Here is a 26152-nt window from a genome sequence, read left to right as displayed (position 1 = left end):
AACATAGGGTAATGCAGATGAAAGCACTCGCAACATTAGTCGTAGCCGGGATTATGCAGCTTGGTTTTGCCCACGCAGCGCTGGCGCAGGATGATTTGGCAAAAATTCAGTCCGCTGGCGTACTGAAAATCGGTACTGAAGGCACCTATCCGCCGTTCACTTTCCACAATACTTCCGGCACGCTGGAAGGTTTTGACGTCGAAATTGGCCGTGAAATCGCCAAACGCCTGAAAGTGAACCCGCAGTTCGTTGAAGGTAAATGGGACGGCCTGATCGCCGGTATCGACGCGAACCGTTATGACGTGGTGATCAACCAGGTGGGCATTACGCCGGAACGCGAGAAGAAATTCGACTTCTCCGAGCCGTACATTGCGTCTAAAGCGGTACTGATCGTCAATGACAAAAATAGCAGCATTAAAAGTTTTGCCGATCTGAAAGGCAAAAAATCAGCCCATTCACTGACCAGTAACTACGCCCAGATCGCGCGTAAATACGGTGCGGAAATTGTGCCGACCGACGGCTTTAACCAGTCTATCGATCTGGTGGTGCAGGGCCGTGCCGATGCCACCATCAACGACAACCTGTCGTTCCTCGACTTCAAAAAACATAAACCGTCTGCGCCGGTGAAAATCATCGCCACGGAAGAGAATGCCGAGAAATCCGGCGTGCTGCTGCGCAAAAACAACCCGCAGCTGAAAGCGGCGATTGATAAAGCGCTGGAAGAGATCAAGGCCGATGGCACCTACGAACGTATTTCCCAGAAATACTTCGGTGCGGACGTGTCGAAGTAATTTTTTAACCCCGCTGTAAAAGAGAGCCGTAAGCCCGGATCGGGTTTACGGTTTTTTTATCATCACATGGCTGTAAAATGCGCCAGCTACGCTTTCTGCGAAACGTTTCTTCAACGCCACCAGAGGCTTCCTGTTTATCGACGTCGGAGATTTATGATGCCGTACAAGCTCTATACAGCCGTGTTGCTTCTCGCTGCCGCAACGTTCTCTGCAACAGCAGCTTCAGCCCCTTCGATTAGCAATTTGATCAATGAACGTTTGTCCTGGATGAAAGATGTTGCTGGCTATAAAGCGCAGCATCACCAGGCGATTGAAGATCTACAGCAAGAGGAGAAGGTGCTGAAGAGTACCCTTGCTGATGCTGATTCGCTGGGATTAAAAGGCGAGAGCGTAAGGCCATTTATTCAGGCGCAGATGGACGCCGCCAAGGCGATTCAGTACCGCTATCGCGCCGACTGGCTGGCCGCGCCGGAAACTGACTGGCAGCCTCGCCCGCTCCAGGATGTGCGCACGCAAATCGGCCAACTTAGCCATCGTATTCTGCAAAGTGTGGCGGCACGATTAAAGTCCGGGCAACCTCTGACGGAACAGGACCGTAAGGCATTTATGCACGCTGTGCAGCAGAAGAATTTACACGAGCAGGATAAGCAGCGGATCTGGGAAACAATGAAAGGGATTTCGTTGAAAGATTAAGTAAAAAACCCTGCCGAAGCAGGGTTTTTTCATTCTGATTAACTTGCTCTGAAAAGCGAACTCAGAACGGGATGTCGTCGTCGAAATCCATTGGCGGTTCGTTAGACGGCGCCGGAGCGGAAGACTGCTGCGGACGGGACTGTGCGCCGCCGCTGAACTGGTTGCCGCCCTGCGGCTGCTGAGGCTGGCCCCAACCGCCCTGCTGCTGGCCACCGCCTGCCGGTGCGCCGCCGCCCTGACGGCCGCCCAGCATCTGCATGGTGCCGCCCACGTTCACCACCACTTCCGTGGTGTATTTTTCCTGACCGGACTGATCGGTCCATTTGCGGGTACGCAGCTGGCCTTCGATATAAACCTGAGAGCCTTTACGCAGATACTCACCGGCCACTTCCGCCAGCTTGCCGAACAGCACAACGCGGTGCCATTCTGTCTGCTCTTTCATTTCACCGGTCTGCTTGTCACGCCAGGATTCGGAAGTAGCCAGCGTAATGTTGGCAACTGCGCCACCACTCGGCATATAGCGTACTTCCGGGTCCTGGCCCAGATTACCGACGAGAATCACCTTGTTTACGCCTCTGCTGGCCATGTTCGAGTCTCCTGATACGTTAATACGTTTCTTAGTAGTGTAAACGCGCGAGTGTACCATTTCCATGTACAAGTTTGATAGCTGCGAAGCATGTTCCGGAGATATCGCACTCACGGCACATTGTTGCACATCTCCATGAGTTGCATTCCAATACTGTATATTCAAACAGGTTGAATTGTGTCATAATTAGCCGTTTGTGATCGCCGGTTGTCCTTCAAACACACCGGGCAAAACGTGTTCCTCCGGGTAAAAGGTGAATGGATTGGATAAGATAGAAGTACGGGGCGCCCGCACCCATAATCTCAAAAACATCAACCTCGTCATCCCGCGCGACAAACTGATTGTCGTGACCGGGCTGTCGGGTTCTGGTAAGTCCTCACTGGCTTTCGACACGCTTTACGCCGAAGGACAGCGCCGCTACGTTGAATCGCTTTCCGCCTATGCCCGTCAGTTTTTATCGCTGATGGAAAAACCGGACGTTGACCATATTGAAGGTCTGTCGCCGGCGATCTCAATTGAGCAGAAATCAACCTCGCACAACCCGCGTTCCACCGTCGGGACAATTACCGAGATCCACGACTATTTGCGTCTGCTTTACGCCCGCGTCGGCGAGCCGCGCTGTCCGGATCACGATGTGCCGCTGGCGGCGCAAACCGTCAGCCAGATGGTGGATAACGTGCTGTCGCAGCCGGAAGGCAAGCGCCTGATGCTGCTGGCGCCGGTGATTAAAGAGCGTAAAGGCGAGCACACCAAAACGCTGGAAAACCTGGCAAGCCAGGGCTATATCCGCGCGCGTATCGACGGCGAAGTGTGCGACCTTTCCGATCCGCCGACGCTGGAACTGCAAAAGAAACACACCATTGAAGTGGTGATTGACCGCTTTAAAGTACGCAGCGATCTGGCGCAGCGCCTGGCGGAATCGTTTGAAACCGCGCTGGAACTCTCCGGCGGCACCGCTGTGGTCGCCGACATGGACGATACCAGCGTGGAAGAGCTCCTGTTCTCCGCCAACTTTGCCTGCCCGATTTGCGGCTACAGCATGCGCGAACTGGAACCGCGCCTGTTCTCGTTCAATAACCCGGCGGGCGCATGCCCGACCTGCGACGGCCTCGGCGTACAACAATATTTTGACCCGGACCGCGTGATCCAGAACCCGGAATTGTCACTGGCTGGCGGCGCGATCCGCGGCTGGGATCGCCGTAACTTCTACTACTTCCAGATGCTGAAATCGCTGGCGGATCACTACAAATTCGATGTGGAAGCGCCGTGGGAAAGCCTGAGCGACAACGTACGGAAAGTGGTGCTGTTCGGTTCCGGTAAAGAGTCGATTGAATTCAAATATATGAACGATCGCGGCGACACCTCCGTGCGTCGCCATCCGTTCGAAGGCGTGCTGCATAATATGGAGCGCCGCTACAAAGAGACGGAATCCAGTGCGGTGCGCGAAGAGCTGGCGAAATTTATCAGCAACCGCCCCTGCACCTCCTGTGAAGGAACGCGTCTGCGTCGCGAAGCGCGTCATGTATTCGTTGAGAATACGCCGCTGCCGACCATCTCCGACATGAGCATTGGCCATGCGATGGATTTCTTCAATAACCTGAAGCTTTCCGGCCAGCGGGCGAAAATTGCCGAAAAAGTGCTGAAAGAGATTGGCGACCGCCTGAAGTTTCTCGTGAACGTCGGCCTGAACTACCTGACGCTTTCCCGCTCGGCGGAAACCCTCTCCGGCGGCGAAGCGCAGCGTATTCGTCTGGCGAGCCAGATTGGCGCCGGTCTGGTGGGCGTTATGTACGTGCTGGATGAGCCGTCTATCGGTTTGCACCAGCGCGACAACGAGCGCCTGCTCGGTACGCTGATCCACCTGCGTAACCTCGGGAACACGGTGATTGTCGTCGAACACGACGAAGATGCCATCCGCGCGGCCGACCACGTGATTGATATCGGTCCTGGCGCGGGCGTGCACGGCGGCCAGGTCGTCGCGGAAGGGACGCTCAAGGATATTATGGCGGTGCCGGAATCCCTTACCGGCCAGTACATGAGCGGCAAGCGTAAAATCGAGCTGCCGAAACAGCGCGTGAACGCCGATCCGGAAAAAATGCTCAAGCTGACCGGCGCGCGCGGCAACAACCTGAAAAACGTCACCCTGACGCTGCCGGTGGGCCTGTTTACCTGTATCACCGGCGTTTCCGGTTCCGGGAAATCGACGCTGATCAACGATACGCTGTTCCCGATCGCCCAGCGCCAGCTCAACGGCGCCACCATCGCGGAACCCGCGCCATACCGCGATATTCAGGGGCTGGAACATTTCGATAAGGTGATCGATATCGATCAGAGCCCGATTGGCCGCACGCCGCGCTCCAACCCGGCAACCTATACGGGCGTCTTTACGCCAGTGCGCGAACTGTTCGCCGGAGTGCCGGAATCACGCTCGCGCGGTTACACGCCGGGGCGTTTCAGCTTTAACGTGCGCGGCGGCCGCTGCGAAGCCTGTCAGGGCGATGGCGTTATCAAAGTGGAGATGCACTTCCTGCCGGATATTTATGTGCCGTGCGATCAGTGCAAAGGCAAACGCTATAACCGCGAAACGCTGGAGATCAAATATAAGGGCAAAACCATCCATGAAGTACTGGATATGACCATCGAAGAAGCCCGTGAATTCTTTGATGCCGTTCCGGCGCTGGCGCGTAAGTTACAAACGCTGATGGATGTCGGTCTGACCTATATTCGTCTGGGACAGTCGGCCACCACGCTCTCCGGCGGCGAGGCGCAGCGCGTGAAGCTGGCGCGTGAGCTGTCGAAACGCGGTACCGGGCAAACGCTCTATATCCTCGATGAACCGACGACCGGCCTGCACTTTGCCGATATCCAGCAGTTGCTGGACGTGCTGCATCAGCTGCGCGATCAGGGTAATACCATCGTGGTGATTGAGCACAATCTGGACGTAATTAAAACGGCGGACTGGATTGTCGATCTTGGCCCGGAAGGCGGCAGCGGCGGCGGTGAAATCCTCGTTGCCGGTACGCCGGAAACCGTCGCCGAATGCGAAGCCTCGCACACGGCGCGATTCCTGAAACCTATGCTGAAATAGCGGCTACGAGCGGGTTGATCCTTCATAAAGCTGGTGCCGGATATTTTCCGGTACCAGCTCCATCGCCTGCTGATACGAAGCATCCACCAGATAGTAAATCTGCGAATCCGGCAGCGAACCGTCGAGATATACCGTGCTCCAGTGCGCTTTATTCAGATGGCGGCTTGGGCGCACATCTTCATGCTGTTGACGCAGCAGCTCCGCCAGTTCCGGGCTGGTTTTCAGAGACGCCGCCGGGCGGCCGTCCACCTCTTTCACCATCGCAAACAGCACATCTGAGACCTTGATTTGCGTGGCTTTCCAGTCACTGTGCACACTCTGCTCCGCGCCAGGCCTGGACATGCAATATTGCAGTAACTCCGAAATTGTCATCTTTATTCCCCTTGTAGCGTCGCGATAATCGTGCGCGACCCGCCGTGGATACGATGCTCTCCCAGCCAGATCCCCTGCCACGTTCCTAACTGCACGCGCCCATTCCTGACCGGCAGCAGCAGTGAAACACCCAGTGTTGAGGATTTGATATGCGAGGGCATATCATCCGGCCCCTCGTAATCGTGCTTATACGGTGCATTGTCCGGTACTGCATTTAAAAAGTGGCGCTCCATATCGTCGCGCACCGTGGAGTCACAATTTTCATTCAGGGTGAGGGAAGCTGACGTGTGCATTAGCAACAGATGCAATAAACCCACCTGCACGCGGGGAAGTTCGCGAATTTGCGCCAGCACTTCATCAGTGACCAGGTGAAACCCACGCGATTTCGCGCCAAGCGTAAGCGCCTGTTGATACCACATCGACTGTTCCTTCTGCAAAGAGGCCGTTTTTAAGTGTGCTGCAAATCGGCAAAAGGGCAAATCCAGCGCTTAAAACTCAGAATCGACAATCACCTCTTCACCCATAGCGCCTGCCTGCGGCAATGGTTTATAGGTGGAATTCGCGGCACGCAGAATGCGGACTGGCCGGGCTTCGCTCGCACGCGCGGCGGCGATATCGCTGTCCGAGTCGCCGTAGAAAATGCGGATCTGCTTCTCCTTCAGCCACTGAGTTTTGGTGTTCTGCCCAGGCTGGTCACTGGCAAAAATCACCGGATTCATATTCGCGGCCGGGATCAGAAAATCCTCCTGCAACGTTTTCGTCACGGTTTCCGTTTTTGTCTGGCTGCGGCCGGTAATGAAAAAGATGCTGTCGCCGCGTTTCACATGCATGGCGATTAACTGACGCGCCACCTCTTTGGGAATGCTGAATGCATCCCAGCCGTTATTCATTTTTTCCCAGAACGCCGGGTTGTGCAGGTAATCATCACTCTCCGGAGACCAGGTTTTCTTACCGCGCCAGAAACCGGGGCTGGAGAAGAGTACCGTATCGTCGATATCAAACCCGACCGCCATTGGCGGGCGCTCCACCAGCGAGCTTTCAATTTGCGCCACGGAAACCCAGTGAACCGGTGCCTGCTCGGCCAGTTTGATGATGTTGGTGCCATCCGCAACCGGAGAAGGTGCGGAGGCGTAAACCGCAAGGCTACCTGACGCCAGCCATAAACAGGCGGCACCGAAAAGACGAGTGATCGTTCGCATCTTTATCCCTAAATTATCAGTTCGTTATATTCATAAATGGTGCGAATGGTCGAAATGTTATCCGACCTTAACCCCAGCGGCAGATGAAACAAAGGATTTTCTGCTAATTACGCGGATAATGAGAGAAAACGGGGGGATAATGACCTTCCGCCCATGGGCAGAAGGTCGGGGAAAACTAAAAAGTGAGCGGGTGCTTACATTACTGCGGCGAATGCTTTCGCCACGCGTTGCACGTTGCGGCTGTTCAGACCGGCAACACACATACGACCGCTGGCAATCAGGTAAACGCCAAACTCCTCGCGCAGACGATCGACCTGCGCCTCGCTCAGTCCGGTGTAGCTGAACATACCGCGCTGCTTAAGCAGGTAGTCGAAATTCCCGCCCGGCACGGCTTCGCGCAGCACCTGCACCAGTTGCTGGCGCATTGCCTGAATGCGCGTGCGCATCGTTTCCACTTCCTTCAGCCAGAGCGCCCGTAACGCCGCGTCACCGAGTACGGTCGCTACCAGCTGCGCACCAAAACTTGGCGGGCTGGAGTAGTTGCGACGGACGGTGGCTTTCAGTTGTCCCAGCACGCGGCCTGCGGCTTCGCTGTCTTCACACACCACGGAAAGGCCGCCGACACGCTCGCCATACAGGGAGAAAATTTTGGAGAATGAGTTGCTGACCAGCGCAGGCATCCCGGCGCTGGCAATCGCGCGGATAGCGTAAGCGTCTTCTTCCATACCCGCGCCGAAGCCCTGGTAAGCGATGTCGAGGAACGGGATCAAATTGCGCGCTTTCAGCACGCCGACTACCTCGTCCCACTGGGCGTTAGTCAGATCCGCACCGGTCGGGTTATGGCAGCACGGATGCAGTAATACGATGCTTTGTTCCGGCAGGGTATTCAGTTTTTCCAGCAGTACCGGGAAGCGCACGCCGTTGGTTTCATCGTCGTACCAGGGGTAAGTGCTTACTTCGAATCCAGCGCCTTCAAAAATGGCGATGTGGTTTTCCCAGGTCGGATCGCTGACCCAGACGCCGGAGTGGGGGAAGTAGCGTTTCAGGAAATCCGCGCCGATTTTCAGCGCGCCGGAACCGCCCAGCGTCTGGATAGTTGCCACGCGGTTTTGCGCCAGCACCGGGTGATCGGCGCCAAACAGCAGCGGCGCAATGGAGTGACGATAGCTGTTCAGCCCTTCCATCGGCAGATAGAGCGATGCGCCGTGCGGTTGCGCATTCAGGCGCGTTTCGGCTTCAGCCACCGCTTGCAGGCGCGGAATGATGCCATCTTCGTTGTAATACAACCCGATGCTGAGGTTAATTTTGTCGCTTCTGGGATCTTCTTTAAAACGCTCCATGAGCGAGAGAATCGGGTCGCCAGCGTAGGCGTCAACTTTTTGAAACACGCGTGTATTCTCCAGGTTTACAGTCGGCAAGACCAACACAATAAACCGGAAGCCGGGGAAGATCGAGAGGAGCAGCGCTTTCCCGTGCAGGAAAGCGCAAAACGTTTAGTCGAGGTACTTCAGCGACGCCCTGGCGGTCAGGCGCGTAATAAGTTCGTAAGCACTCACTTTTGTGATGGCGGCGATACGCTCGACGGGCAAACCTTCGCCCCACAGCACCACGCTATCACCGACGCGCTCACGCACATCCGGGCCAAGATCGACACAAATCATGTCCATTGCCACGCGGCCAACGATCGGCACTTCGCGTCCGTTGACCAATACGGGCGTGCCGGAAGGCGCAGCGCGCGGATAACCGTCGCCATATCCCATCGCCACCACGCCTAAGCGGGTGTCGCGCGCGCTTTCCCAGGTACCGCCGTAACCGACCGCATCTCCTGATTTGTGGTCGCGCACGGCAATCAGCGTGGAAGTCAATGTCATCACCGGCTGAAAGCCGAAATCCGCGCCCCACGGTCTGTTCTCCAGCGGCGAAACACCATAGAGAATGATGCCGGGGCGCACGGCATCAAAGTGCGACTGCGGCCACAGCAAGGTGCCGCCGGAAGCGGCAATCGAACGCAGGCCCGGTTTGCCTTCGGTAAAGGTGGTGAAAATATCCAGCTGGCGTTCCGTTACGCCGCACTCCGGCTCATCGGCACGGGCAAAGTGGCTGGCAAAATTCACCGGCTGATGCACGTTTTTGCAGCCGGAGAGACGCGCGTAAAACGCCTCAGCTTCATGCGGATGCACGCCAAGACGATGCATGCCGGTATCCAGTTTCATCCACACCGTTACCGGCGCGGGCAGCGTGGCCGTTTCCAGCGCATCCAGTTGCCAGGGGCTATGGATCACCGTTTCCAGTTGGTGCTCTGCCAGCACGGGCAGATCGCTGGCGGCGAAAAAACCTTCCAGCAACAGAATCGGTTGTGTGATTCCCCCTGCGCGCAGTTGCAGGGCTTCTTCGAGACGGGCAACGCCAAAAGCGTCGGCATCGGGGAGCGTTCGCGCGGTCTCTACCAGACCGTGTCCATAGGCGTTCGCTTTCACGACTGCAACCAGTCGGCTGGCGGGAGCCAGCTCGCGCAGACGTTGCAGATTGTGTCGCAGAGCGCGGCGGTTAACTACTACGGTTGCCGCTTGCATGTTTTTCCTCAAAAACAATTTTCTGAATCATTCGTGTTGCAGGAAGGTAACAAGCCCGGAATCCCCCGGGCTTAGTAAACCAAGTGACCGGGGGAAACGGGTGCCGTCAGCGCACCTGCGGCGCGAAGGATGACGAAAATTTATTCATCGTCGTATTGTGGCCCTGCATAATTATCAAAACGTGACCACTGCCCGTTAAAGGTCAGACGTACCGTACCGATCGGCCCGTTACGCTGCTTACCAATAATGATTTCTGCAATGCCTTTTAAATCGCTGTTTTCGTGATAAACCTCGTCACGATAGATAAACATGATTAAGTCGGCATCCTGCTCGATAGAACCGGATTCACGCAGGTCGGAGTTGACCGGGCGTTTATCGGCGCGCTGTTCCAGAGAGCGGTTAAGCTGCGACAGCGCCACCACCGGCACATGCAACTCTTTCGCCAGCGCTTTCAGCGAGCGGGAGATTTCGGCGATCTCCAGCGTACGGTTGTCGGAAAGCGACGGCACGCGCATCAGCTGAAGGTAGTCGATCATAATAAGGCCTATCCCGCCGTGCTCGCGGGCAATACGCCGCGCGCGTGAACGCACTTCTGTCGGCGTCAGGCCGGAGGAGTCATCGATGTAAATATTGCGTTTTTCCAGCAGGATCCCCATGGTGCCGGAGATGCGCGCCCAGTCTTCATCGTCAAGCTGGCCGGTACGGATGCGCGTCTGATCCACGCGCGACAGCGACGCCAGAGAACGCATCATAATCTGTTCTGATGGCATCTCCAGACTGAAGATAAGAACCGGTTTATCCTGCAACATCGCCGCATTTTCGACGAGGTTCATCGCAAATGTTGTTTTACCCATCGACGGACGGGCGGCAACAATAATCAGATCCGACGGCTGCAAACCTGCCGTCTTTTTATTGAGATCTTCATAGCCGGTGTTTACGCCCGTGACGCCATCGTGCGGCTGCTGGAAAAGCTGTTCGATGCGCGAGACGGTTGCCTCAAGCACATCGGCGATATTTTTCGGGCCTTCGTCTTTATTGGCGCGGCTTTCGGCGATCTTAAATACCCGCGATTCCGCCAGGTCGAGCAGATCTTCGCTGCTGCGCCCCTGCGGATCGAAACCGGCGTTGGCGATTTCATTGGCTACCGCGATCATCTCGCGAACGACGGCACGTTCACGCACGATATCGGCATAAGCGCTGATATTCGCCGCACTTGGCGTGTTTTTTGATAACTCGGCCAGATAGGCAAAGCCGCCGACAATATCCAGCTGCCCTTGCAGTTCCAGCGATTCCGCCAGGGTGATGAGGTCGATAGGTTTCCCCATCTCCTGCAAGCGATGCATCTCGGTAAAAATATGGCGGTGCGGACGGGTATAAAAGTCTTCGGCCACGACGCGCTCGGCGACGTCGTCCCAGCGCTCATTATCCAGCATTAAACCGCCCAACACCGACTGCTCCGCTTCGATGGAATGTGGAGGCACTTTCATCCCCTCGACCTGTCTGTCAGGGGTTTCAGTCTGTTTGTTGAAGGGTTTATTTCCTGCCATAGTGAATGGAGCTATCCGGGTTATGAATGGTTCGAAAGATTATCACATCAGGAGGAAGCATGGCGACACGAATAGAATTTCACAAGCATGGCGGCCCCGACGTGCTCAGCGCGGTGGAATTTACCCCCGCAGCTCCGGCGGAAAACGAGGTGCAGGTGGAAAATAAAGCCATTGGCATCAACTACATCGACACCTACATTCGCAGCGGCTTATACCCGCCTCCCGCGCTGCCAAGCGGGCTGGGCACCGAAGCCGCAGGCGTGGTGAGTAAAGTCGGCAGTAACGTCACGCATATTAAGGTCGGCGATCGCGTGGTGTATGCGCAATCCGGGCTTGGCGCGTACAGTTCGGTGCATAACGTTCTGGCAGACAAAGTGGCCGTCCTGCCAAACGCCATCTCCTTTGAACAAGCCGCCGCCTCGTTTCTGAAGGGGCTGACGGTGTTCTATCTCCTGCGCAAAACCTACGACATCAAACCCAATGAGATCTTTTTATTCCACGCAGCGGCTGGCGGCGTCGGGCTGATTGCCTGCCAGTGGGCGAAAGCGCTGGGCGCGAAGCTTATCGGCACCGTAGGTTCGGCGCAGAAAGCGCAACGCGCATTGCAGGCCGGAGCCTGGCAGGTGATCAACTACAGCGAAGAGAATGTGGTTGAACGCGTTAAAGCGCTGACCGACGGTAAAAAGGTCAGCGTGGTGTATGACTCGGTGGGTAAAGATACCTGGGAAATTTCCCTCGACTGCCTGCACCGTCGTGGGCTGATGGTCAGCTTCGGCAACTCCTCCGGGCCGGTCACCGGCGTGAACCTGGGCATTCTCAACCAGAAGGGCTCCCTTTATGCTACCCGCCCTTCCCTGAACGGCTATATCACCACCCGCGAAGAGTTACAGGAAGCCAGCAATGAGCTGTTCTCGCTGATCGCCAGCGGGGTGATTAAAGTGGATGTGGCTGACAACCAGAAATTCGCGCTGAAAGATGCGCAACGGGCGCATGAAGCGCTGGAGAGCCGGGCCACGCAAGGCTCAAGCCTGCTGATCCCGTGAGGTAAGTCTCAGAAAGAATTAGGGCTTCCCGCAGGAAGCCCTTTCTTTTTTTAGTTCGGCTGCATTGTAGGGTACAGCGCGATGAATTCGTTAACGTCGCGATAGTGACAGATTTAATATCTAAATCCTATTCGGTTCTAAGCAATGCTGCTGGAAATGTCTCAGGGTTGTGACGAACCACTCAATACTTTAGTAACGCCAGCGGTTATTGCGTTGATAACGTGGAACCTTCGGCTCTTTGATGGCACGAATCACCCAGACTACCGCCACGGCCAGCAGCAGCCAGGGCAACAGTTTGATCATCAAAGCAAAAAGCCCGCCCAAAAACATGACTGCGGTGGCAACCAGCAGCGCAGCGATAATGCCGAGCAGCGAAACGCCGGTTACCAGCAACATGACAAAAAAGCCAATAATAAACAGTAGTTCCAGCATGATCTTCTCCAGGGAATCGGTAATGTCTTTTACATCACAAGAAGCATGCCAAAAATAACCATCTGATTTTAAAATAAAAAACCCTGCAACGCTGTGCAGAGCTTAGTGAATTTGACCATCTTTTAGTGAAATTTTAACGCTTCGATGCCACCAGGTTTAGCGCGTGCTCCACTACCGCGATATCAGCGCCTGCTTTGTGCGCATTTTCGCTCAGATAGCGGCGCCACTGACGCGCGCCCGGCACGCCCTGGAATAACCCGAGCATATGACGCGTGATATGGCCAAGATAAGCGCCATTGCTCAGTTCGCGCTCAATATAGGGATACATTGCGCGAACCACGGCGACAGGATCGGCATCCGCAACATCGGCCCCATAAATCTCCCGATCGACAGCGGCCAGAATCCCCGGATTCTGATAGGCTTCGCGCCCTACCATAACCCCATCCATATGCTGCAAATGGGCTTTGGCCTCTTCCAGCGATTTTATGCCGCCGTTGATCGCCATCTTCAGGTGCGGGAAATCGCGTTTAAGCTGGTAGACACGCGGGTAATCCAGCGGCGGGATCTCGCGGTTCTCTTTTGGACTCAGGCCAGAAAGCCAGGCTTTGCGGGCATGAATGGTAAAACTTTCGCACTCGCCTTTACCGGCAACGGTACCCATAAAATCGCAGAGGAATGCGTAGCTATCCTGCTCGTCGATACCAATACGGGTTTTCACCGTCACCGGAATAGAAACCACGTCCCGCATCGCTTTAACGCAGTCTGCCACCAGTTGTGCTTCGCCCATCAGGCAAGCGCCAAAACGCCCGTTCTGCACGCGATCTGACGGGCAACCGACGTTAAGGTTGATCTCATCGTAACCGCGCGCTTGCGCAAGCTTCGCACAGTGCGCAAGCTGCGCCGGATCGCTGCCGCCGAGTTGCAGCGCCACCGGGTGCTCTTCCTCGCTGTACGCCAGATAATCGCCTTTGCCATGAATAATGGCACCCGTGGTCACCATTTCGGTGTAGAGCAGCGTCTGGCGCGACAGTAAACGCAGGAAGTAGCGGCAATGTCTGTCCGTCCAGTCGAGCATCGGAGCGACGCTGAATCGCCCATACCAGTGATTGTCAGAAGTTACAGGCATTACGCTGGTTTGGCTGGCGTTAGTCATTTCAGAATTACCGTGCTTTGATTTCCAGAAAAAGAGGTGCTCTCACCGCTATTCCGCCGGTGAGCGAAAGCAATAAGACAATAAGATTTTCTATTGTATCACATTCGCTGTAAGGCGCTGGAAAAGGCACTTTTCACCTTGTTGAGACGCGGTTCCCTTCCTATATTTTTTTAGCGTACAAGGAGTTTTAACCCAATAGCAGAAAGCTATTGTCAACCGAAACAGGGAGTTATTATGTCTAAACCGTATGTTCGTCTTGATAAAAATGATGCAGCCGTTCTGTTAGTTGATCATCAAACGGGTTTGTTATCTCTGGTAAGAGATATTGAGCCGGACAAGTTCAAAAATAATGTTCTGGCATTAAGCGATCTCGCCAAATATTTCAAATTACCCACGATTTTGACCACAAGTTTTGAAACCGGACCGAATGGCCCGCTGGTACCGGAACTTAAAGCGCAGTTCCCGGATGCGCCTTATATTGCCCGCCCGGGTAACATAAATGCCTGGGATAACGAAGATTTCGTTAAGGCCGTCAAAGCAACCGGCAAGAAACAGTTGATTATTGCCGGGGTGGTGACGGAAGTGTGCGTTGCTTTCCCGGCGTTATCCGCCATTGAAGAAGGGTATGACGTGTTTGTTATTACCGACGCTTCAGGAACATTCAATGAAATTACACGTCATTCCGCATGGGATCGTATGTCCCAGGCTGGCGTGCAGTTAATGACATGGTTTGGCGCAGCCTGCGAATTACACCGCGACTGGCGTAATGATATTGAAGGTCTGGCAACGCTGTTTTCCAACCATATTCCTGATTACCGTAATCTGATGACCAGCTACGACAAGCTCACCGGCAAGTAAGCGCCAATAAAACCGGAGGCGCAATGCCTCCGGTTACTCATCAGAAAGTCATGCTAAGCTGCGCCCCGGCCCCCCAGGTTTGATCTTCACCCACCAGGCCCATCAGATCGATATGCACGCGGTTAAACGGCGCAAATCCGACACCGCCGGTAAAGACGTTTTTATCATCCCCTTTGACATCCGCACGATAACCGGCACGCACCGCCAGCCAGCTCAACGGGCGAACTTCCGCGCCCACGCCGACATACTGGGAATTTTTCTCGCTCTTAAAACCTTTAGTCTCGGTTAAATCACCGTCGGCGCTCAGCGTCAGCAGGTCGTTATGCCATGCCGCACCCGCCGTCACGACCGGGCTAATCTGGTAAGTATCTTTGTAGCTCACCACATCGCCCGTTCTGCCGTTGCGGATACGAATGTCTTTGGTATCAATATCACGGGAGATCAGGTTTGTACCGGTCAAACCGACCGTCACGTTCTCGCCGAAATCCGCGGCCAGGCCGACATCCACGTTGAAGCCGGTATCGTCGGTACGGTAGCGGCTGCTGTTCCAGTCGCTACTTTTGTAGTCATAAATCGACGCCGTGTAGTTGTAGACCCAGGTTTTCTGTAATTTTGGCGTCACGCCAACGGATAGCGGTACGCCGCCGACATCAAACTGGCGAGCCATCGCAATGCCATAATCCGAGACGATAGCCGCGCGGCCTGAAGCGGTTGAGTTGAGGTTTTTGGTGATTTCGTCGCTGCCATCCGGTGATACCACCGCCTTTAGCGCTTCACTGGCGGCGACAGCGGTGCTGTTCTCAATACTACGCAGGTAGTCAATATCCTGCTGATCGATTGCCGACGTGACGCGCGCATGGGCGTAAGCTTTCGTCACAAACGCCACGGAAAGGACATCGTTGGGAATGCTTACCGCGATGCCGGCGGCAGCTTTGGCCTGCGCTGTTTTCCCTCTCAGAAACTCCAGCTCGTTCGCCAAATCGCCTGCGGCACCCTGAAATTGCCTTACCGTACCGAGCGGATTAGCAATAATTTCCGCAGCGGTGAGGTTATCAATAACATTTTTGTAGCCATCGATTTTGTCATTGATGTTGTCGATCTCGTCGCGCAGATTATCTTTGTCGCTAATTTGCGCCTGTACGCTCGGCAGGATGACGGTAATATCATCATCGGGTTTTGCTTTTGCTAACAGTGCCGGGTTGATTAATGGCCCGCTGCCATAGTTCGCGGATGCAACGCCCGTTCCCCCCATTGCATCATTACGAGCTTCTGCCCAGGTATTTGCTGCTCCTGCCTGATTTGCCACAAAAAAGGAGACAGCGATCGCGACCAGCGAAAGTTTACGTTTTTTTTCCACAGTATGCGTCTCGTAGCCAGATGAGTTTTAAGCCTGTAAGTATTCGCACAAACAGGAATGCACTATTGCTGTGAATAACGTAAGAAAATGGAGCTAAATTGCCGGGATACCCGTAAGCACCCGGACATTATTGTTTTAAGTGACGACCATCACTATTTATAGATGACGGAGTCCATTTCGGGAAGCGATCCAGAGAAATGGAGATTACTGGCCGCGATCTCGGCGTTTTCGACAGGACATGGTAAAGTGTATGGCTTGTATTTCCCCAACCGGAGAGCGCCGATGGATAAGACCACTTCGCAAGAGATGTTAGCGCAGGCTGAAAAGCTGTGCGTGCAGCGCAACGTGCGCCTGACTCCCCAGCGTCTTGAAGTGTTGAGATTACTCAGCCTGCAACAAAGCGCCATCAGCGCGTACGATCTGCTCGATCTGCTGCGTGAAAGCGAACCGCAGGCCAAGCCGCCGACGGTGTACCGCGCTCTTGATTTCCTGCTAGAACAAGGGTTCGTACATAAAGTCGAATCAACAAACAGCTACGTGTTATGCCACCTTTTTGACCAGCCGACGCACACGTCCGCGATGTTTATCTGCGATCGCTGCGGTTCAGTAAAGGAAGAGCAGGCGGAAGGCGTGGAAGATATTATGCATGCGCTGGCGGCAAAGATGGGTTTTGCCCTGCGGCATAATGTGATTGAAGCTCACGGTTTATGTGCAGACTGTGTCGAAGTGGAGTCCTGCCGTCATCACGACCATTGCCACCATGACCACACCGTTCAGGTGAAGAAAAAGCCACGTTAATCTTTGTTCGAGCAAGACGGTAGCTAAAACAGCTGGAGGGGTGGTACGTCCTTGTACCTTCGGGCAGGGTAGCCTGTAGAGGGTTAGCACATTGAGGGGATGTGCAGGCTACCAGCGGTAGTCATTACGCGTTTCCCAATCTGTAACTTCTTTCTCCGCCTGATCTTTGGCATAACCGTAACGTTCCTGGATTTTACCCACCAGCTGGTCACGTTTACCTTCGATGATGGTCATATCATCATCGGTCAGTTTGCCCCATTTTTCTTTAACAGTGCCTTTGAACTGTTTCCAGTTACCGCCGACTTCGTCTTTATTCATCGTTGACTCCTTATCGTTCGGTTAAATAGATAATCGTTCTGCTGAACGTACTGATTATTGTAGTTAAGGATTCCGGCAATCGATTTTTATTCGGAATCTTTAACCGTCACGATGGTTAAAAACAGCATAAGCGAGGCGAGGAAACAGGCAAAAAAACTGGCAATATCAGGAAGGATTCACATCGGAAAACCAGCTGCCGTTACGCCAGTGGCGACGCCACAGCCAGGCAAGCGTAAGCCCGCGCAGGGCGAGAAAGACGGTCAGCGACAGCCATAAACCGTGATTGCCCAGCACCGGAACCGTCAGCAGCGTAACAGCGAACCCGGCGGCGGCAATCGCCATACTGTTACGCATCTCCGCTGCGCGCGTGGCACCGACAAACATGCCATCCAGCAAGTAGCACCACACGCCCACCAGCGGCAGAATCACCTGCCAGAACAGGTAATGCCCGGCGAGCGTCTGCAGGGCAGGAAGCGAAGTCAGCAAGGCAATAATGTCATCACCTGCCAGCGCATAAATCGCCGCAAAGAACAGCGCCACCAGCCCGGCCTGGCGGCATGCCGCTCGCCAGACGTCCATCAACTGGCTGCCATCGCGCGCGCCATAGGCCTGCCCGGAGTGCGCTTCGACCGCATAGGCAAAACCATCCAGCGCGTACGCGGTAAAGGTGAGAAACATCATCAGCACCGCGTTAGCGGCAACCGTCTCACCGCCAAGACGGGCGCCCAGCACGGTGATTGAGCCAAAGCAGAGCTGCAAAAGCAGTGAGCGCAGCATGATATCGCGGTTAAGCGCTAATAAGCGCCGCATACCGCCGCGCCAGGCATTTTTCAGCGCTGGCAGGGTGATACCGCGCATTACCAACACGCGGTGCACCATCAGCAGGCCGATGGCGAAAGTCGCATACTCAGCCACAACGGTGGCGAGCGCAGCGCCCTGCACATTCATGTGCAGGCCCATCACCAGCCACAGGTCGAGCACAATGTTGAGGAGATTCCCCACTACCAGCAGGATCACCGGCGCACGGGCATACTGCACACCCAGTAACCAGCCGAGCAACACCAGATTTCCCAACGACGCTGGCGCACTCAGCCAGCGAATATCGAGAAAGCGCCGCGCCTGCTCCAGCACGGCTTCGCTCCCGCCGGTAATGTGCAGCGCCAGATCGATGAGCGGCGTACGCAGCAGCATAATTAACACACCTGCCGACAGCGCCAATAGCAGCGGCTGTACCAGCGCGCGCGCCAGCGCAGGTGCGTTTTTCGCACCAAACGCCTGTGCCGTAAGACCGGTGGTGCTCATCCGCAAAAACAGCAGCAGCATAAACAAAAAGCTGGTTGCCGTTGCGCCGATCGCCACGCCGCCGAGGTAAACAGGACTATCCAGGTGCCCGACCACGGCGGTATCCACCAGCCCCAGTAACGGAACAGTGATATTGGAGAAGATCATGGGCAGCGCAAGCCGCCACAGTGCTCTGTCAGATGCGTTCAGCAACGGCATGGCAATGTCGAATCAACGGGGAAAATCGTATTACGCAGCGCCACGGTGTTTTGTGTCGCTGCGAAAAGAACAGGCGTTAGAGCCAGGTACCATTACGGATGACGCCAACCGCCAGCCCTTCAATGGTGAAGTTTTGATCGCGCAGATCGACGACGATCGGGGAAAACTCGCTGTTTTCCGGCAGCAATTCGACGGTGTTACCCTGTTTTTTCAGACGTTTCACGGTAACTTCATCATCAATACGTGCGACGACCACCTGGCCGTTACGCACGTCCTGCGTTTTATGCACTGCGAGCAGGTCGCCGTCCATAATACCGATGTCTTTCATCGACATACCGCTAACGCGCAGCAGGAAATCCGCATGAGGTTTGAAGAGATCGGGATCGACCTGGTAGTGACCCTCGATATGCTGTTGCGCCAGCAGCGGTTCACCCGCAGCAACGCGACCAATCAGCGGTAAACCGATATCCTCTTCTTCTTCCAGCAGCAGACGCAGACCACGCGATGCGCCGGAGACGATTTCGATAACCCCTTTACGTGCAAGCGCTTTCAGGTGTTCTTCAGCCGCATTTGGGGAACGGAACCCCAATTGCTGTGCGATTTCCGCACGCGTTGGTGGCATACCGGTTTGAGTGATCCGATCGCGGATGAGATCGAACACCTCTTGCTGCCTGGCCGTTAATGCTTTCATCCCGCCCCCTGGGTGTATATACAGTTATGCTGTGAGTATATACAGTCAAAGGCGATTTTGGAACCAAATTTAAGCAAAAAACCAGGGTGTTATCGATTTCTGGAAGCGTTATCGAAAATGCGACCAGAGAAGCGAGATCCAGGTAAACAGCGCCAGCAGGATCGACATCAGCACTGCCGCCGATCCCATATCCTTCGCCCGACCGGAAAGTTCGTGAAATTCAGAACCAATTCGGTCTACGACAGCTTCAATTGCACTATTTAGGATTTCAACAATCATTACTAGCGACACCGAGCTAATCAGCAGCACCCGAGTGACCGTGTCAATGTCCAGCCAGCAAGCAATAATGATAGCGAAAACAACGGCTACCAGCTCCTGGCGGAAAGCGGCTTCATTGATCCATGCAGCGCGAACGCCCTTCCATGAGTAACCTGCTGCTTTAATGATTCGGGTAATTCCGGTGGTATTATTGGCCATGAAAAGAACCTTTTTATGTAATAAACGTCAATGTCTACATCAGCGTACTGAGGTACAACAGAAATTACGTGCGCTTTCTGATATTCTTGCGGCGCAATGGCACTATTATTAACCAGAGGCTTTTCATCTTTTATGTCCGGTTGGCCACGAATTTACTACAAATTACTGAATTTACCATTAAGTGTACTGGTAAAGAGTAAATCGATACCTGCAGAACCTGCACAGGAACTGGGTCTCGATACTTCACGTCCTATTATGTACGTGCTGCCTTATAACTCTAAGGCAGATTTGATGACATTACGCGCTCAGTGTCTGGCGCACGAACTGCCCGATCCCCTGGAACCCCTGGAAATCGACGGCGTATTGCTGCCGCGTTTCGTGTTCATTCATGGCGGTCCGCGCGTGTTTACCTATTACACGCCGAAAGAAGAGTCCATCAAACTGTTCCACGACTACCTGGATTTACACCGCAGCCATCCGGATCTGGATGTGCAAATGGTTCCGGTATCGGTAATGTTTGGCCGCTCGCCAGGGCGTGAGAAAGGCGAGATTAATCCGCCGCTGCGCATGCTGAACGGCATCCAGAAATTCTTCGCTATCTCCTGGCTCGGCCGCGATAGCTTTGTGCGCTTCTCGCCGCCCGTCTCCCTGCGCCGCATGGCGACCGAGCACGGCACCGATAAAATTATCGCGCAGAAACTGGCGCGCGTGGCGCGTATGCACTTCGCGCGACAGCGTCTGGCCGCCGTTGGGCCGCGTCTGCCGGCGCGTCAGGATCTGTTCAATAAACTGCTCTCTTCTAAAGCGATTGCCCGTGCGGTCGAAGACGAAGCGCGCAGCAAAAAAATCTCTCACGACAAAGCGCAGCAAAACGCTATCGCGCTGATGGAAGAGATTGCCGCCAACTTCTCGTACGAGATGATCCGTCTGACCGACCGTATCCTCGGTTTTACCTGGAACCGTCTCTATCAGGGGATCAACGTGCACAACGCCGAACGCGTGCGCCAGCTTGCGCACGACGGCCACGAGATTGTCTATGTGCCCTGCCACCGCAGCCACATGGACTATCTGCTGCTCTCGTATGTGCTCTATCACCAGGGGCTGGTGCCGCCGCACATTGCCGCAGGCATCAACCTGAACTTCTGGCCCGCCGGGCCGATTTTCCGCCGCCTGGGCGCCTTCTTTATTCGCCGTACCTTTAAAGGCAACAAACTCTACTCCACCGTGTTCCGCGAATATCTGGGCGAACTGTTCAGCCGCGGTTATTCGGTCGAGTATTTCGTCGAGGGCGGTCGTTCACGTACCGGGCGTTTGCTGGACCCGAAAACCGGTACGCTGTCGATGACCATTCAGGCGATGCTGCGCGGCGGTACACGCCCCATCACGCTGGTGCCGATTTATATCGGTTATGAACATGTGATGGAGGTCGGTACCTATGCGAAAGAGCTGCGCGGCGCAACCAAAGAGAAAGAGAGCCTGCTGCAGATGGTGCGCGGGCTGAGCAAGCTGCGTAACCTGGGGCAAGGTTATGTGAACTTCGGTGAACCCATTCCGCTGATGAACTACCTGAACCATCACGTTCCGGAGTGGCGCGAATCTATCGATCCAATCGAAGCGATTCGCCCGGCATGGCTGACGCCGACGGTGAATAACATTGCCGCCGATTTGATGGTTCGCATTAACAATGCCGGTGCGGCCAACGCCATGAACCTGTGCTGTACAGCACTGCTGGCATCGCGCCAGCGTTCGTTGACGCGCGAGCAGTTAACCGAACAAATCAGTTGCTACCTCGAACTGATGCGCAATGTGCCTTACTCGCCGGATTCAACAACGCCTGCCGCCAGCGCGGACGCGCTTATCGACCACGCGTTGCAGATGAACAAGTTCGAAGTCGAGAAAGACACCATCGGCGATATCATTATTCTGCCGCGCGAGCAGGCAGTGTTGATGACCTATTACCGCAACAACATCGCCCATATGCTGATGCTGCCGTCGCTGATGGCGGCGATCGTGACCCAACATCGCGCCATCTCCCGTAGCGATATTCTGCGCCACGTTGAGCTGCTTTATCCGCTGCTGAAAGCCGAGCTGTTCCTGCGCTGGGAAAAAGCCGAGCTGGCGGAAGTGCTGGAAAACCTGACGCAAGAACTGCTGCGCCAGAGCTTAATTACCGTCAAAGACGATCGCCTGAGCATCAACCCGGCCCATTCGCGGACACTGCAACTGCTGGCCGCCGGTGCGCGCGAGACATTACAGCGCTATGCCATCACCTTCTGGCTGCTTGGCAACACGCCGTCAATGAACCGCAGCACGCTGGAAAAAGAGAGCCGCACGCTGGCGCAACGCCTGTCAGTGCTGCACGGCATCAACGCGCCGGAATTCTTCGACAAAGCGGTATTCTCCACGCTGGTGTTAACGCTGCGTGATGAAGGGTATATCAGCGACAGTGGCGATGCAGACCCGACGCGAACGCTGGGCGTTTACCAGATGCTGGCAGACTTGATAACGTCGGATGTGCGTCTGACGATTGAAAGCGCGACGCAAGCGGAAGTGTAAACCGGGAAAGTATCCGCCGGATATCGCTTGCGCTTATCCGGCCTGTGGGATGAGATAATCTCGCAGGCCGGATAACATGCAGCCGCCATCCGGCAGTTTTTAGATTCAGTGCAGGTAACTAAAAGCCAGCCCTAAAAACAGCACCAGCCCCACGTAGTTGTTGTTCATAAATGCTTTAAAACAGGCGTCGCGTTCGCGCCCCGTAATCAATATCTGTTGATAAACAAACAGCACGCCCGCCACCAGTACCGCAGCGTAATACGCCCAGCCCAGCCCGTTAAGCCAGCCAATAGACGCCATCAGCGCCAGCACGGCAACCTGCAAAATACCGATAATCAGCTTGTCATAGCGACCAAACAAAATCGCCGTCGACTTGATGCCAATCTTCACATCATCATCGCGATCAACCATGGCGTACTGGGTATCGTAGGCCACCGCCCACAGGATATTGGCGAAAAACATGGTCCAGCAGCTTAGCGGTACAGATTCGCTGACGGCGGCAAACGCCATCGGAATTGACCAGCCGAATGCCGCGCCGAGCACCACCTGCGGCAGATGCGTGTAGCGCTTCATGAATGGATAAACCCACGCCAGCGCCAGCGCCGCCACCGAAAGCAGGATGGTCATCATATTCAGCGTCAGCACCAGCGCAAAGGCCAGCAGCACCAGAACAACAAACAACACCCGCGCTTCATTTTCCGTGACCGCGCCGCTGGGCATCGGTCGGTTCGCCGTGCGTTTTACATGCCCGTCGAATTTGCGATCCGCGTAATCATTCACCACGCAGCCCGCCGCGCGCATCAGCCAGACGCCCGCAACAAACACCAGTAAGATCCACAGCGGCGGCACACCTGGCGTTGCCACCCATAACGCCCACAGCGTTGGCCACAACAGCAGCAACGCGCCAATCGGTTTGTCCGTACGCATAAGCCTGTGAAAGGCTAACAACTTAGTCTGCGTGAGACTCCACTCCATTCTATTTTCCTCTTAGTACAGCGGCGACGCAGGCAAAAACAGTTCTGTAAGCATCAAGGGTTTCCCCCCCAAACGCAGTCGGGAACGCCGTCCCCACAGCTGCTCATAACGACCAATATCAATAAAGTCACGCGTAAGCGTTGAAGAGGTAAAGAGATATCGCCCAAGCGGCGTATTGCCCAGCCGTTGCAGCGCCATTTCCGGGCCGCTCAGGGTCGATTCCGGCACGACGGTGCGCCCGGCCAGCCAGGGTTCACCATCTGCGCAAAGGATAATCTCCCGCAACCAGTAACGCGCCTCTTCCGGTAAATGCGCGCGTTCGGGCGCAATCTCGTCCGCCGTGACAAAGCCTTCCTGAATCAAGGTGACGCTGACTTTTTTACCTTGCTGCTCAAAACGTTTGGTCATGGAATCTTCCAGCAACAGCCAGTCCAGCAGTTGCGGTTCCAGTTCGGGTATTGCGTCTACATAGCGCAGCGCACGCAATTGCGTAAGCGCAGGGTGTGACATGCCTTACTCTCCGGTACATAACGTAGCAATAGTGTATCGCAGAACAAGCAGGCTGGTGCGGGGAAACTTCAAACGGTTTTCATCAGCGCAACAGATGCGCAACAGCGCGCATCTGCGCCGGAAAAAGGGTGCGCCAGGCGACGCACCAGTTACTGCAAAATATCGGCAGTGCGGGGATGGGTTACCCCTTGCCTTTTACACTGCTGATAAAAGTGGCACGGGCGGTTTTCGACCCGAGGCGTTCAGCTTCATTCAACAATTTCAGCGCCTTATCAATATCGCCTTTGGCAGCGGCCTGTTTGATGGCCTGATTGAAATAACTCTCCGTATCATTCAGCATTGGCTCGCTTTTCGCGGCTGGCGCAGGCGCAGCAGCCGAAGCCGCTACCGGCGCAGGTTGTGCGCTGTAGACCGGTGCCGCAGTGTTACCCACAGTGACCGGGCTTGGGCCGGAAGAGCCAAACAACGGGCCGACCAGCACGCTGGAACCGCTGCTGTTTTTCACTTTCAGCGTTAGTTTCCCGTCAGTGCCGTGCTTCGCGATAGGATCAGGAATATCCGGTATCGCATTGCCGGTGCCTTTGGCATAGGCTTTTGCCGGATCGATTAATTTCGTGGTGCGCTGTAAGTCGTTGTTTGTAGTAAAGACCAGTACATAGATTTTCTGTTGTCCCAGCGCAGGCGTCAGGCGCATCACCCCTTCCAGGCGATCGGCGCTCATCACACCCGGTTCCTGATAGGTAAAGTACTCGCTGGGGAAATAGGCTGAAGGCGTCATGTTCTGATCAAGAATCAACACATTCGGCGCAAATACGCTGGTTTGCTTATCCACTTCGCTGGTTAACGTCAGCGTCAGTTCGCCGATGTTCGCCGGTACGCTCCATGCCGCGACCGGGCCGCTAATACCCGGCACATCGAGGCGTTGGCCGCCGGTTGCCAGCTGCGTGGACTGTGTTTTCGATTGATCGACCGGCGTCCAGGTCAGTTGCTGTAATGCCGATGCCGGAATTGACGGCGCGGCAGTGGTGTTTTGCGGGACAAAATTAACATCAGCGAAGCTAACCCCGGGAGCGCCCGCCAGTAAACCGGCGGTCAGGCACAGGGCGACGAGACTTTTTTTCATTTTCATTGTTATCACCTTTTCTGCACGGGAACAGCGAACGCCAGGCAATAGCGCGCTGACCCAAGGGTTGAGGGGCTTGCGCCCCTCTTTTGGTCATTACGTCAGGTTAAGCGTGGATTACCACCAGATTTCCATCTGTGCGCCGAAGCTCCACTCATCGTTGTCGCCACGGCTGGTGGTGGTGAAACCAGAGTCGTTCGCCGCAGCGAAGCGCGTTACAGAATCACCGTTTTTGATGTAGCCCCATTTCTCATCCCATTTCGCATAGGTAGCGAAAATACGGATTGCCGGACGAGACCAGATGCTGTCGCCTGCCTGCCATTGCTGTGCAAGGGTGATTTTGTACTGGCTGTTTCTGTCGCCGGTCTGCTGGGATTTCACGTTGTCGTAGCCCACTTCCAGCAGGGTGCTCATGATTGGCGTCCATTTGTACATAGGACGAACGCCCACGGTCCACCAGTCGGTGCCGAGTTTAGAATCGAGATCCTGTTTCTGATACATACCGACATACATCAGGTCCCATTTCTCACTCAGCGTGATTGCACCGTGATCCAGCACGCGCCACAACTTACCGTCGTTGTTACCACCGACGAAATCGTCATAGTCGCCGGATTGGTAAGTCCCTTGCGGAATACCTTTACCCTGCGTGGTCATGGCATCGGTCGCGTACTGCAGAACAAACTTGTTGTAGCCTTTCAGCATGCTCTGAGTATGTTCAGCAGTGAACATCCAGCCATCTTTCGAATCGTCGCTGTTCACATAGCGATAATTGTCGGTTTTGTTTGCACGACCGTAATCGAAGCCCAGTTCCAGCATGCCGTCCGGGTTAGTCTGCAGACCGGCTAAACGTACGTCGAAGACATCGTTAGCGGTATCTTTAACCACGTCATACACACCCGGGCTGCTGAAGGTGACAGAACCGCCCGATTCAGAAGAACGGGTTGCCGCCAGAGAGAGTTTACCGAAGCCAAGATCGATGTTTTCCAGACCTGCGCCCGGGCCGGAGATATCCCAGTAGTAGAAGTCGATCATGTGCACATCATGACGCTGGTAGAAGCGTTTACCGGCCCAGATGGTGGCGCCTGGCAGCGCGTCGATCAGGTTTTTACCCTGCACGTTCGCTTCACGGAAAGCCGGGCTGGTGGCTTCCCAGTCATTTTGCTGTGACACGGAGTAAGCCACGTTCGTGTCGAAATAGAAGCTCTTATCGCCCTCTTTCCACACTTCCTGGCCGAGTTTTAATTCTGCGTAGGTTTCACATTCGTTACCGAGACGGTATTTAGCACCTGCACCGGTCGCCTGGAAGCATTGCTGCTCGCCGCCGCTGCCGGTCCAGCCGATGCCGGAACGCGCGTAACCTTTGAAGTCGACGGCGCCCGCCTGCGCAGACAAAATGCCTGCGGTAATGGCGAGAGCCAGGGGTAGTTTGCGCAGAGTAATCATCATTCTATCTCCTGAGATCATTGCTTTTCTGTTTACACTTGGCCCTGGAAGGGTTGGTGTAAGTTTTTT

General features: G+C 55.0%; 25 protein-coding genes. 7 read left to right on the top strand and 18 right to left on the bottom strand.

Annotated features, from left to right (window positions below; translation table 11 throughout):
- The first annotated feature begins 17 nt into the window (after nt 1-17).
- Together C0557_RS00270 and C0557_RS00265 are read left to right on the top strand one after the other, a co-directional pair.
- Nucleotides 18-791 (top strand): amino acid ABC transporter substrate-binding protein, encoded by a 774-nt coding sequence (locus C0557_RS00270; RefSeq protein WP_208657098.1) that lies wholly within the window; start codon nt 18-20, stop codon nt 789-791.
- 153 nt (nt 792-944) lie between these two features.
- Nucleotides 945-1484, top strand: a complete 540-nt coding sequence (locus tag C0557_RS00265; RefSeq protein WP_371813222.1) for a chorismate mutase — start codon at nt 945-947, stop codon at nt 1482-1484.
- Between the two features lie 61 nt (nt 1485-1545).
- Here C0557_RS00265 and ssb1 read toward each other — a convergent pair whose 3' ends face one another.
- Nucleotides 1546-2070: a single-stranded DNA-binding protein SSB1 gene (gene ssb1, locus C0557_RS00260; protein ID WP_043955685.1), complete on the bottom strand. Its 525-nt coding sequence runs from the start codon at nt 2068-2070 to the stop codon at nt 1546-1548.
- Between the two features lie 262 nt (nt 2071-2332).
- On the opposite strand from ssb1, the gene uvrA reads away from it, so the two are divergent.
- A complete protein-coding gene (gene uvrA, locus C0557_RS00255) occupies nt 2333-5158 on the top strand; it encodes an excinuclease ABC subunit UvrA (protein ID WP_208657097.1) in 2826 nt (941 codons plus the stop codon).
- A 3-nt stretch (nt 5159-5161) separates the two neighbouring features.
- Here uvrA and C0557_RS00250 read toward each other — a convergent pair whose 3' ends face one another.
- The 6 genes from C0557_RS00250 to dnaB all read right to left on the bottom strand — a co-directional run bounded on the left by C0557_RS00250 (nt 5162) and on the right by dnaB (nt 10849).
- On the bottom strand, nt 5162-5530 hold the full coding sequence (locus tag C0557_RS00250) for an MmcQ/YjbR family DNA-binding protein (RefSeq protein ID WP_007372440.1): 369 nt from the start codon (nt 5528-5530) through the stop codon (nt 5162-5164).
- Between the two features lie 2 nt (nt 5531-5532).
- On the bottom strand, nt 5533-5949 hold the full coding sequence (locus tag C0557_RS00245; protein WP_208657096.1) for a secondary thiamine-phosphate synthase enzyme YjbQ: 417 nt from the start codon (nt 5947-5949) through the stop codon (nt 5533-5535).
- 69 nt (nt 5950-6018) lie between these two features.
- Nucleotides 6019-6729, bottom strand: coding sequence for an acid phosphatase AphA (aphA, locus tag C0557_RS00240; RefSeq protein ID WP_208657095.1), 711 nt, complete (start codon nt 6727-6729; stop codon nt 6019-6021).
- Between the two features lie 194 nt (nt 6730-6923).
- The gene (tyrB, locus tag C0557_RS00235) at nt 6924-8117 is read right to left on the bottom strand and encodes an amino acid aminotransferase (RefSeq protein WP_208657094.1); all 1194 of its coding nucleotides are present in this window, start codon (nt 8115-8117) and stop codon (nt 6924-6926) included.
- 105 nt (nt 8118-8222) lie between these two features.
- Nucleotides 8223-9302, bottom strand: coding sequence for an alanine racemase (alr, locus tag C0557_RS00230; protein ID WP_208657093.1), 1080 nt, complete (start codon nt 9300-9302; stop codon nt 8223-8225).
- 140 nt (nt 9303-9442) lie between these two features.
- Nucleotides 9443-10849 carry a replicative DNA helicase gene (gene dnaB / locus C0557_RS00225; RefSeq protein WP_074779824.1) on the bottom strand — a complete coding sequence of 469 codons (1407 nt, stop codon included), beginning with the start codon at nt 10847-10849 and terminating at the stop codon, nt 9443-9445.
- Between the two features lie 59 nt (nt 10850-10908).
- On the opposite strand from dnaB, the gene C0557_RS00220 reads away from it, so the two are divergent.
- The gene (locus C0557_RS00220) at nt 10909-11892 is read left to right on the top strand and encodes a quinone oxidoreductase (protein WP_072440882.1); all 984 of its coding nucleotides are present in this window, start codon (nt 10909-10911) and stop codon (nt 11890-11892) included.
- A gap of 189 nt (nt 11893-12081) precedes the next feature.
- Here C0557_RS00220 and pspG read toward each other — a convergent pair whose 3' ends face one another.
- Entirely contained in the window at nt 12082-12324 is a 243-nt protein-coding gene (pspG, locus tag C0557_RS00215) for an envelope stress response protein PspG (protein WP_074779828.1), read from the bottom strand.
- A 133-nt stretch (nt 12325-12457) separates the two neighbouring features.
- Nucleotides 12458-13477, bottom strand: a complete 1020-nt coding sequence (gene dusA / locus C0557_RS00210) for a tRNA dihydrouridine(20/20a) synthase DusA (RefSeq protein ID WP_208657092.1) — start codon at nt 13475-13477, stop codon at nt 12458-12460.
- A 234-nt stretch (nt 13478-13711) separates the two neighbouring features.
- Between dusA and ycaC the strand changes: the two genes are divergently transcribed.
- Nucleotides 13712-14335, top strand: a complete 624-nt coding sequence (gene ycaC, locus C0557_RS00205; RefSeq protein WP_074779832.1) for an isochorismate family cysteine hydrolase YcaC — start codon at nt 13712-13714, stop codon at nt 14333-14335.
- Nucleotides 14336-14375: 40 nt separating this feature from the next.
- Here ycaC and traF read toward each other — a convergent pair whose 3' ends face one another.
- The gene (gene traF / locus C0557_RS00200) at nt 14376-15692 is read right to left on the bottom strand and encodes a conjugal transfer protein TraF (RefSeq protein WP_208657091.1); all 1317 of its coding nucleotides are present in this window, start codon (nt 15690-15692) and stop codon (nt 14376-14378) included.
- Nucleotides 15693-15974: 282 nt separating this feature from the next.
- On the opposite strand from traF, the gene zur reads away from it, so the two are divergent.
- On the top strand, nt 15975-16490 hold the full coding sequence (gene zur, locus C0557_RS00195) for a zinc uptake transcriptional repressor Zur (RefSeq protein WP_007372428.1): 516 nt from the start codon (nt 15975-15977) through the stop codon (nt 16488-16490).
- Nucleotides 16491-16598: 108 nt separating this feature from the next.
- Here zur and C0557_RS00190 read toward each other — a convergent pair whose 3' ends face one another.
- From C0557_RS00190 to C0557_RS00175, 4 genes are all read right to left on the bottom strand, one after another.
- Nucleotides 16599-16808 (bottom strand): CsbD family protein, encoded by a 210-nt coding sequence (locus C0557_RS00190; protein WP_007372427.1) that lies wholly within the window; start codon nt 16806-16808, stop codon nt 16599-16601.
- Nucleotides 16809-16973: 165 nt separating this feature from the next.
- On the bottom strand, nt 16974-18308 hold the full coding sequence (dinF, locus tag C0557_RS00185; protein WP_208657090.1) for an MATE family efflux transporter DinF: 1335 nt from the start codon (nt 18306-18308) through the stop codon (nt 16974-16976).
- A gap of 76 nt (nt 18309-18384) precedes the next feature.
- Entirely contained in the window at nt 18385-18999 is a 615-nt protein-coding gene (gene lexA, locus C0557_RS00180; RefSeq protein WP_007372425.1) for a transcriptional repressor LexA, read from the bottom strand.
- Between the two features lie 108 nt (nt 19000-19107).
- On the bottom strand, nt 19108-19476 hold the full coding sequence (locus C0557_RS00175; RefSeq protein WP_074779838.1) for a diacylglycerol kinase: 369 nt from the start codon (nt 19474-19476) through the stop codon (nt 19108-19110).
- A 132-nt stretch (nt 19477-19608) separates the two neighbouring features.
- Between C0557_RS00175 and plsB the strand changes: the two genes are divergently transcribed.
- On the top strand, nt 19609-22032 hold the full coding sequence (gene plsB / locus C0557_RS00170) for a glycerol-3-phosphate 1-O-acyltransferase PlsB (RefSeq protein ID WP_074779840.1): 2424 nt from the start codon (nt 19609-19611) through the stop codon (nt 22030-22032).
- Between the two features lie 105 nt (nt 22033-22137).
- On the opposite strand, the gene ubiA is transcribed toward plsB, so the two are convergent.
- The 4 genes from ubiA to C0557_RS00150 all read right to left on the bottom strand — a co-directional run bounded on the left by ubiA (nt 22138) and on the right by C0557_RS00150 (nt 26086).
- Nucleotides 22138-23007 carry a 4-hydroxybenzoate octaprenyltransferase gene (gene ubiA, locus C0557_RS00165; RefSeq protein ID WP_208657089.1) on the bottom strand — a complete coding sequence of 290 codons (870 nt, stop codon included), beginning with the start codon at nt 23005-23007 and terminating at the stop codon, nt 22138-22140.
- A 12-nt stretch (nt 23008-23019) separates the two neighbouring features.
- The gene (ubiC, locus tag C0557_RS00160) at nt 23020-23517 is read right to left on the bottom strand and encodes a chorismate lyase (protein WP_071921808.1); all 498 of its coding nucleotides are present in this window, start codon (nt 23515-23517) and stop codon (nt 23020-23022) included.
- A 181-nt stretch (nt 23518-23698) separates the two neighbouring features.
- Nucleotides 23699-24646 carry a maltose operon protein MalM gene (malM, locus tag C0557_RS00155; protein WP_208657088.1) on the bottom strand — a complete coding sequence of 316 codons (948 nt, stop codon included), beginning with the start codon at nt 24644-24646 and terminating at the stop codon, nt 23699-23701.
- A 111-nt stretch (nt 24647-24757) separates the two neighbouring features.
- On the bottom strand, nt 24758-26086 hold the full coding sequence (locus tag C0557_RS00150; protein WP_208657087.1) for a maltoporin: 1329 nt from the start codon (nt 26084-26086) through the stop codon (nt 24758-24760).
- Between the last annotated feature and the right edge of the window lie 66 nt (nt 26087-26152).

The organism is Kosakonia sp. MUSA4 (assembly GCF_013085925.1).
Lineage (GTDB): Bacteria > Pseudomonadota > Gammaproteobacteria > Enterobacterales > Enterobacteriaceae > Kosakonia > Kosakonia sacchari_B.
The sequence above is the reverse complement of the archived record's forward strand: the minus strand, read 5'-3'. Positions and strand labels throughout refer to the sequence as shown.

What these genes read in the sequence shown, in the direction of transcription:
- C0557_RS00220 (WP_072440882.1), top strand. Translation starts at nt 10,909, where the DNA reads ATGGCGACACGAATAGAATTTCACAAGCATGGCGGCCCCGACGTGCTC.
- lexA (WP_007372425.1), bottom strand. Translation starts at nt 18,999, where the DNA reads ATGAAAGCATTAACGGCCAGGCAGCAAGAGGTGTTCGATCTCATCCGC.
- C0557_RS00270 (WP_208657098.1), top strand. Translation starts at nt 18, where the DNA reads ATGAAAGCACTCGCAACATTAGTCGTAGCCGGGATTATGCAGCTTGGT.
- malM (WP_208657088.1), bottom strand. Translation starts at nt 24,646, where the DNA reads ATGAAAATGAAAAAAAGTCTCGTCGCCCTGTGCCTGACCGCCGGTTTA.
- ubiC (WP_071921808.1), bottom strand. Translation starts at nt 23,517, where the DNA reads ATGTCACACCCTGCGCTTACGCAATTGCGTGCGCTGCGCTATGTAGAC.
- C0557_RS00250 (WP_007372440.1), bottom strand. Translation starts at nt 5,530, where the DNA reads ATGACAATTTCGGAGTTACTGCAATATTGCATGTCCAGGCCTGGCGCG.
- plsB (WP_074779840.1), top strand. Translation starts at nt 19,609, where the DNA reads ATGTCCGGTTGGCCACGAATTTACTACAAATTACTGAATTTACCATTA.
- aphA (WP_208657095.1), bottom strand. Translation starts at nt 6,729, where the DNA reads ATGCGAACGATCACTCGTCTTTTCGGTGCCGCCTGTTTATGGCTGGCG.
- dnaB (WP_074779824.1), bottom strand. Translation starts at nt 10,849, where the DNA reads ATGGCAGGAAATAAACCCTTCAACAAACAGACTGAAACCCCTGACAGA.
- ycaC (WP_074779832.1), top strand. Translation starts at nt 13,712, where the DNA reads ATGTCTAAACCGTATGTTCGTCTTGATAAAAATGATGCAGCCGTTCTG.
- C0557_RS00175 (WP_074779838.1), bottom strand. Translation starts at nt 19,476, where the DNA reads ATGGCCAATAATACCACCGGAATTACCCGAATCATTAAAGCAGCAGGT.
- C0557_RS00265 (WP_371813222.1), top strand. Translation starts at nt 945, where the DNA reads ATGATGCCGTACAAGCTCTATACAGCCGTGTTGCTTCTCGCTGCCGCA.
- zur (WP_007372428.1), top strand. Translation starts at nt 15,975, where the DNA reads ATGGATAAGACCACTTCGCAAGAGATGTTAGCGCAGGCTGAAAAGCTG.
- ssb1 (WP_043955685.1), bottom strand. Translation starts at nt 2,070, where the DNA reads ATGGCCAGCAGAGGCGTAAACAAGGTGATTCTCGTCGGTAATCTGGGC.
- dinF (WP_208657090.1), bottom strand. Translation starts at nt 18,308, where the DNA reads ATGCCGTTGCTGAACGCATCTGACAGAGCACTGTGGCGGCTTGCGCTG.
- C0557_RS00150 (WP_208657087.1), bottom strand. Translation starts at nt 26,086, where the DNA reads ATGATGATTACTCTGCGCAAACTACCCCTGGCTCTCGCCATTACCGCA.
- alr (WP_208657093.1), bottom strand. Translation starts at nt 9,302, where the DNA reads ATGCAAGCGGCAACCGTAGTAGTTAACCGCCGCGCTCTGCGACACAAT.
- pspG (WP_074779828.1), bottom strand. Translation starts at nt 12,324, where the DNA reads ATGCTGGAACTACTGTTTATTATTGGCTTTTTTGTCATGTTGCTGGTA.
- ubiA (WP_208657089.1), bottom strand. Translation starts at nt 23,007, where the DNA reads ATGGAGTGGAGTCTCACGCAGACTAAGTTGTTAGCCTTTCACAGGCTT.
- C0557_RS00245 (WP_208657096.1), bottom strand. Translation starts at nt 5,949, where the DNA reads ATGTGGTATCAACAGGCGCTTACGCTTGGCGCGAAATCGCGTGGGTTT.
- dusA (WP_208657092.1), bottom strand. Translation starts at nt 13,477, where the DNA reads ATGACTAACGCCAGCCAAACCAGCGTAATGCCTGTAACTTCTGACAAT.
- C0557_RS00190 (WP_007372427.1), bottom strand. Translation starts at nt 16,808, where the DNA reads ATGAATAAAGACGAAGTCGGCGGTAACTGGAAACAGTTCAAAGGCACT.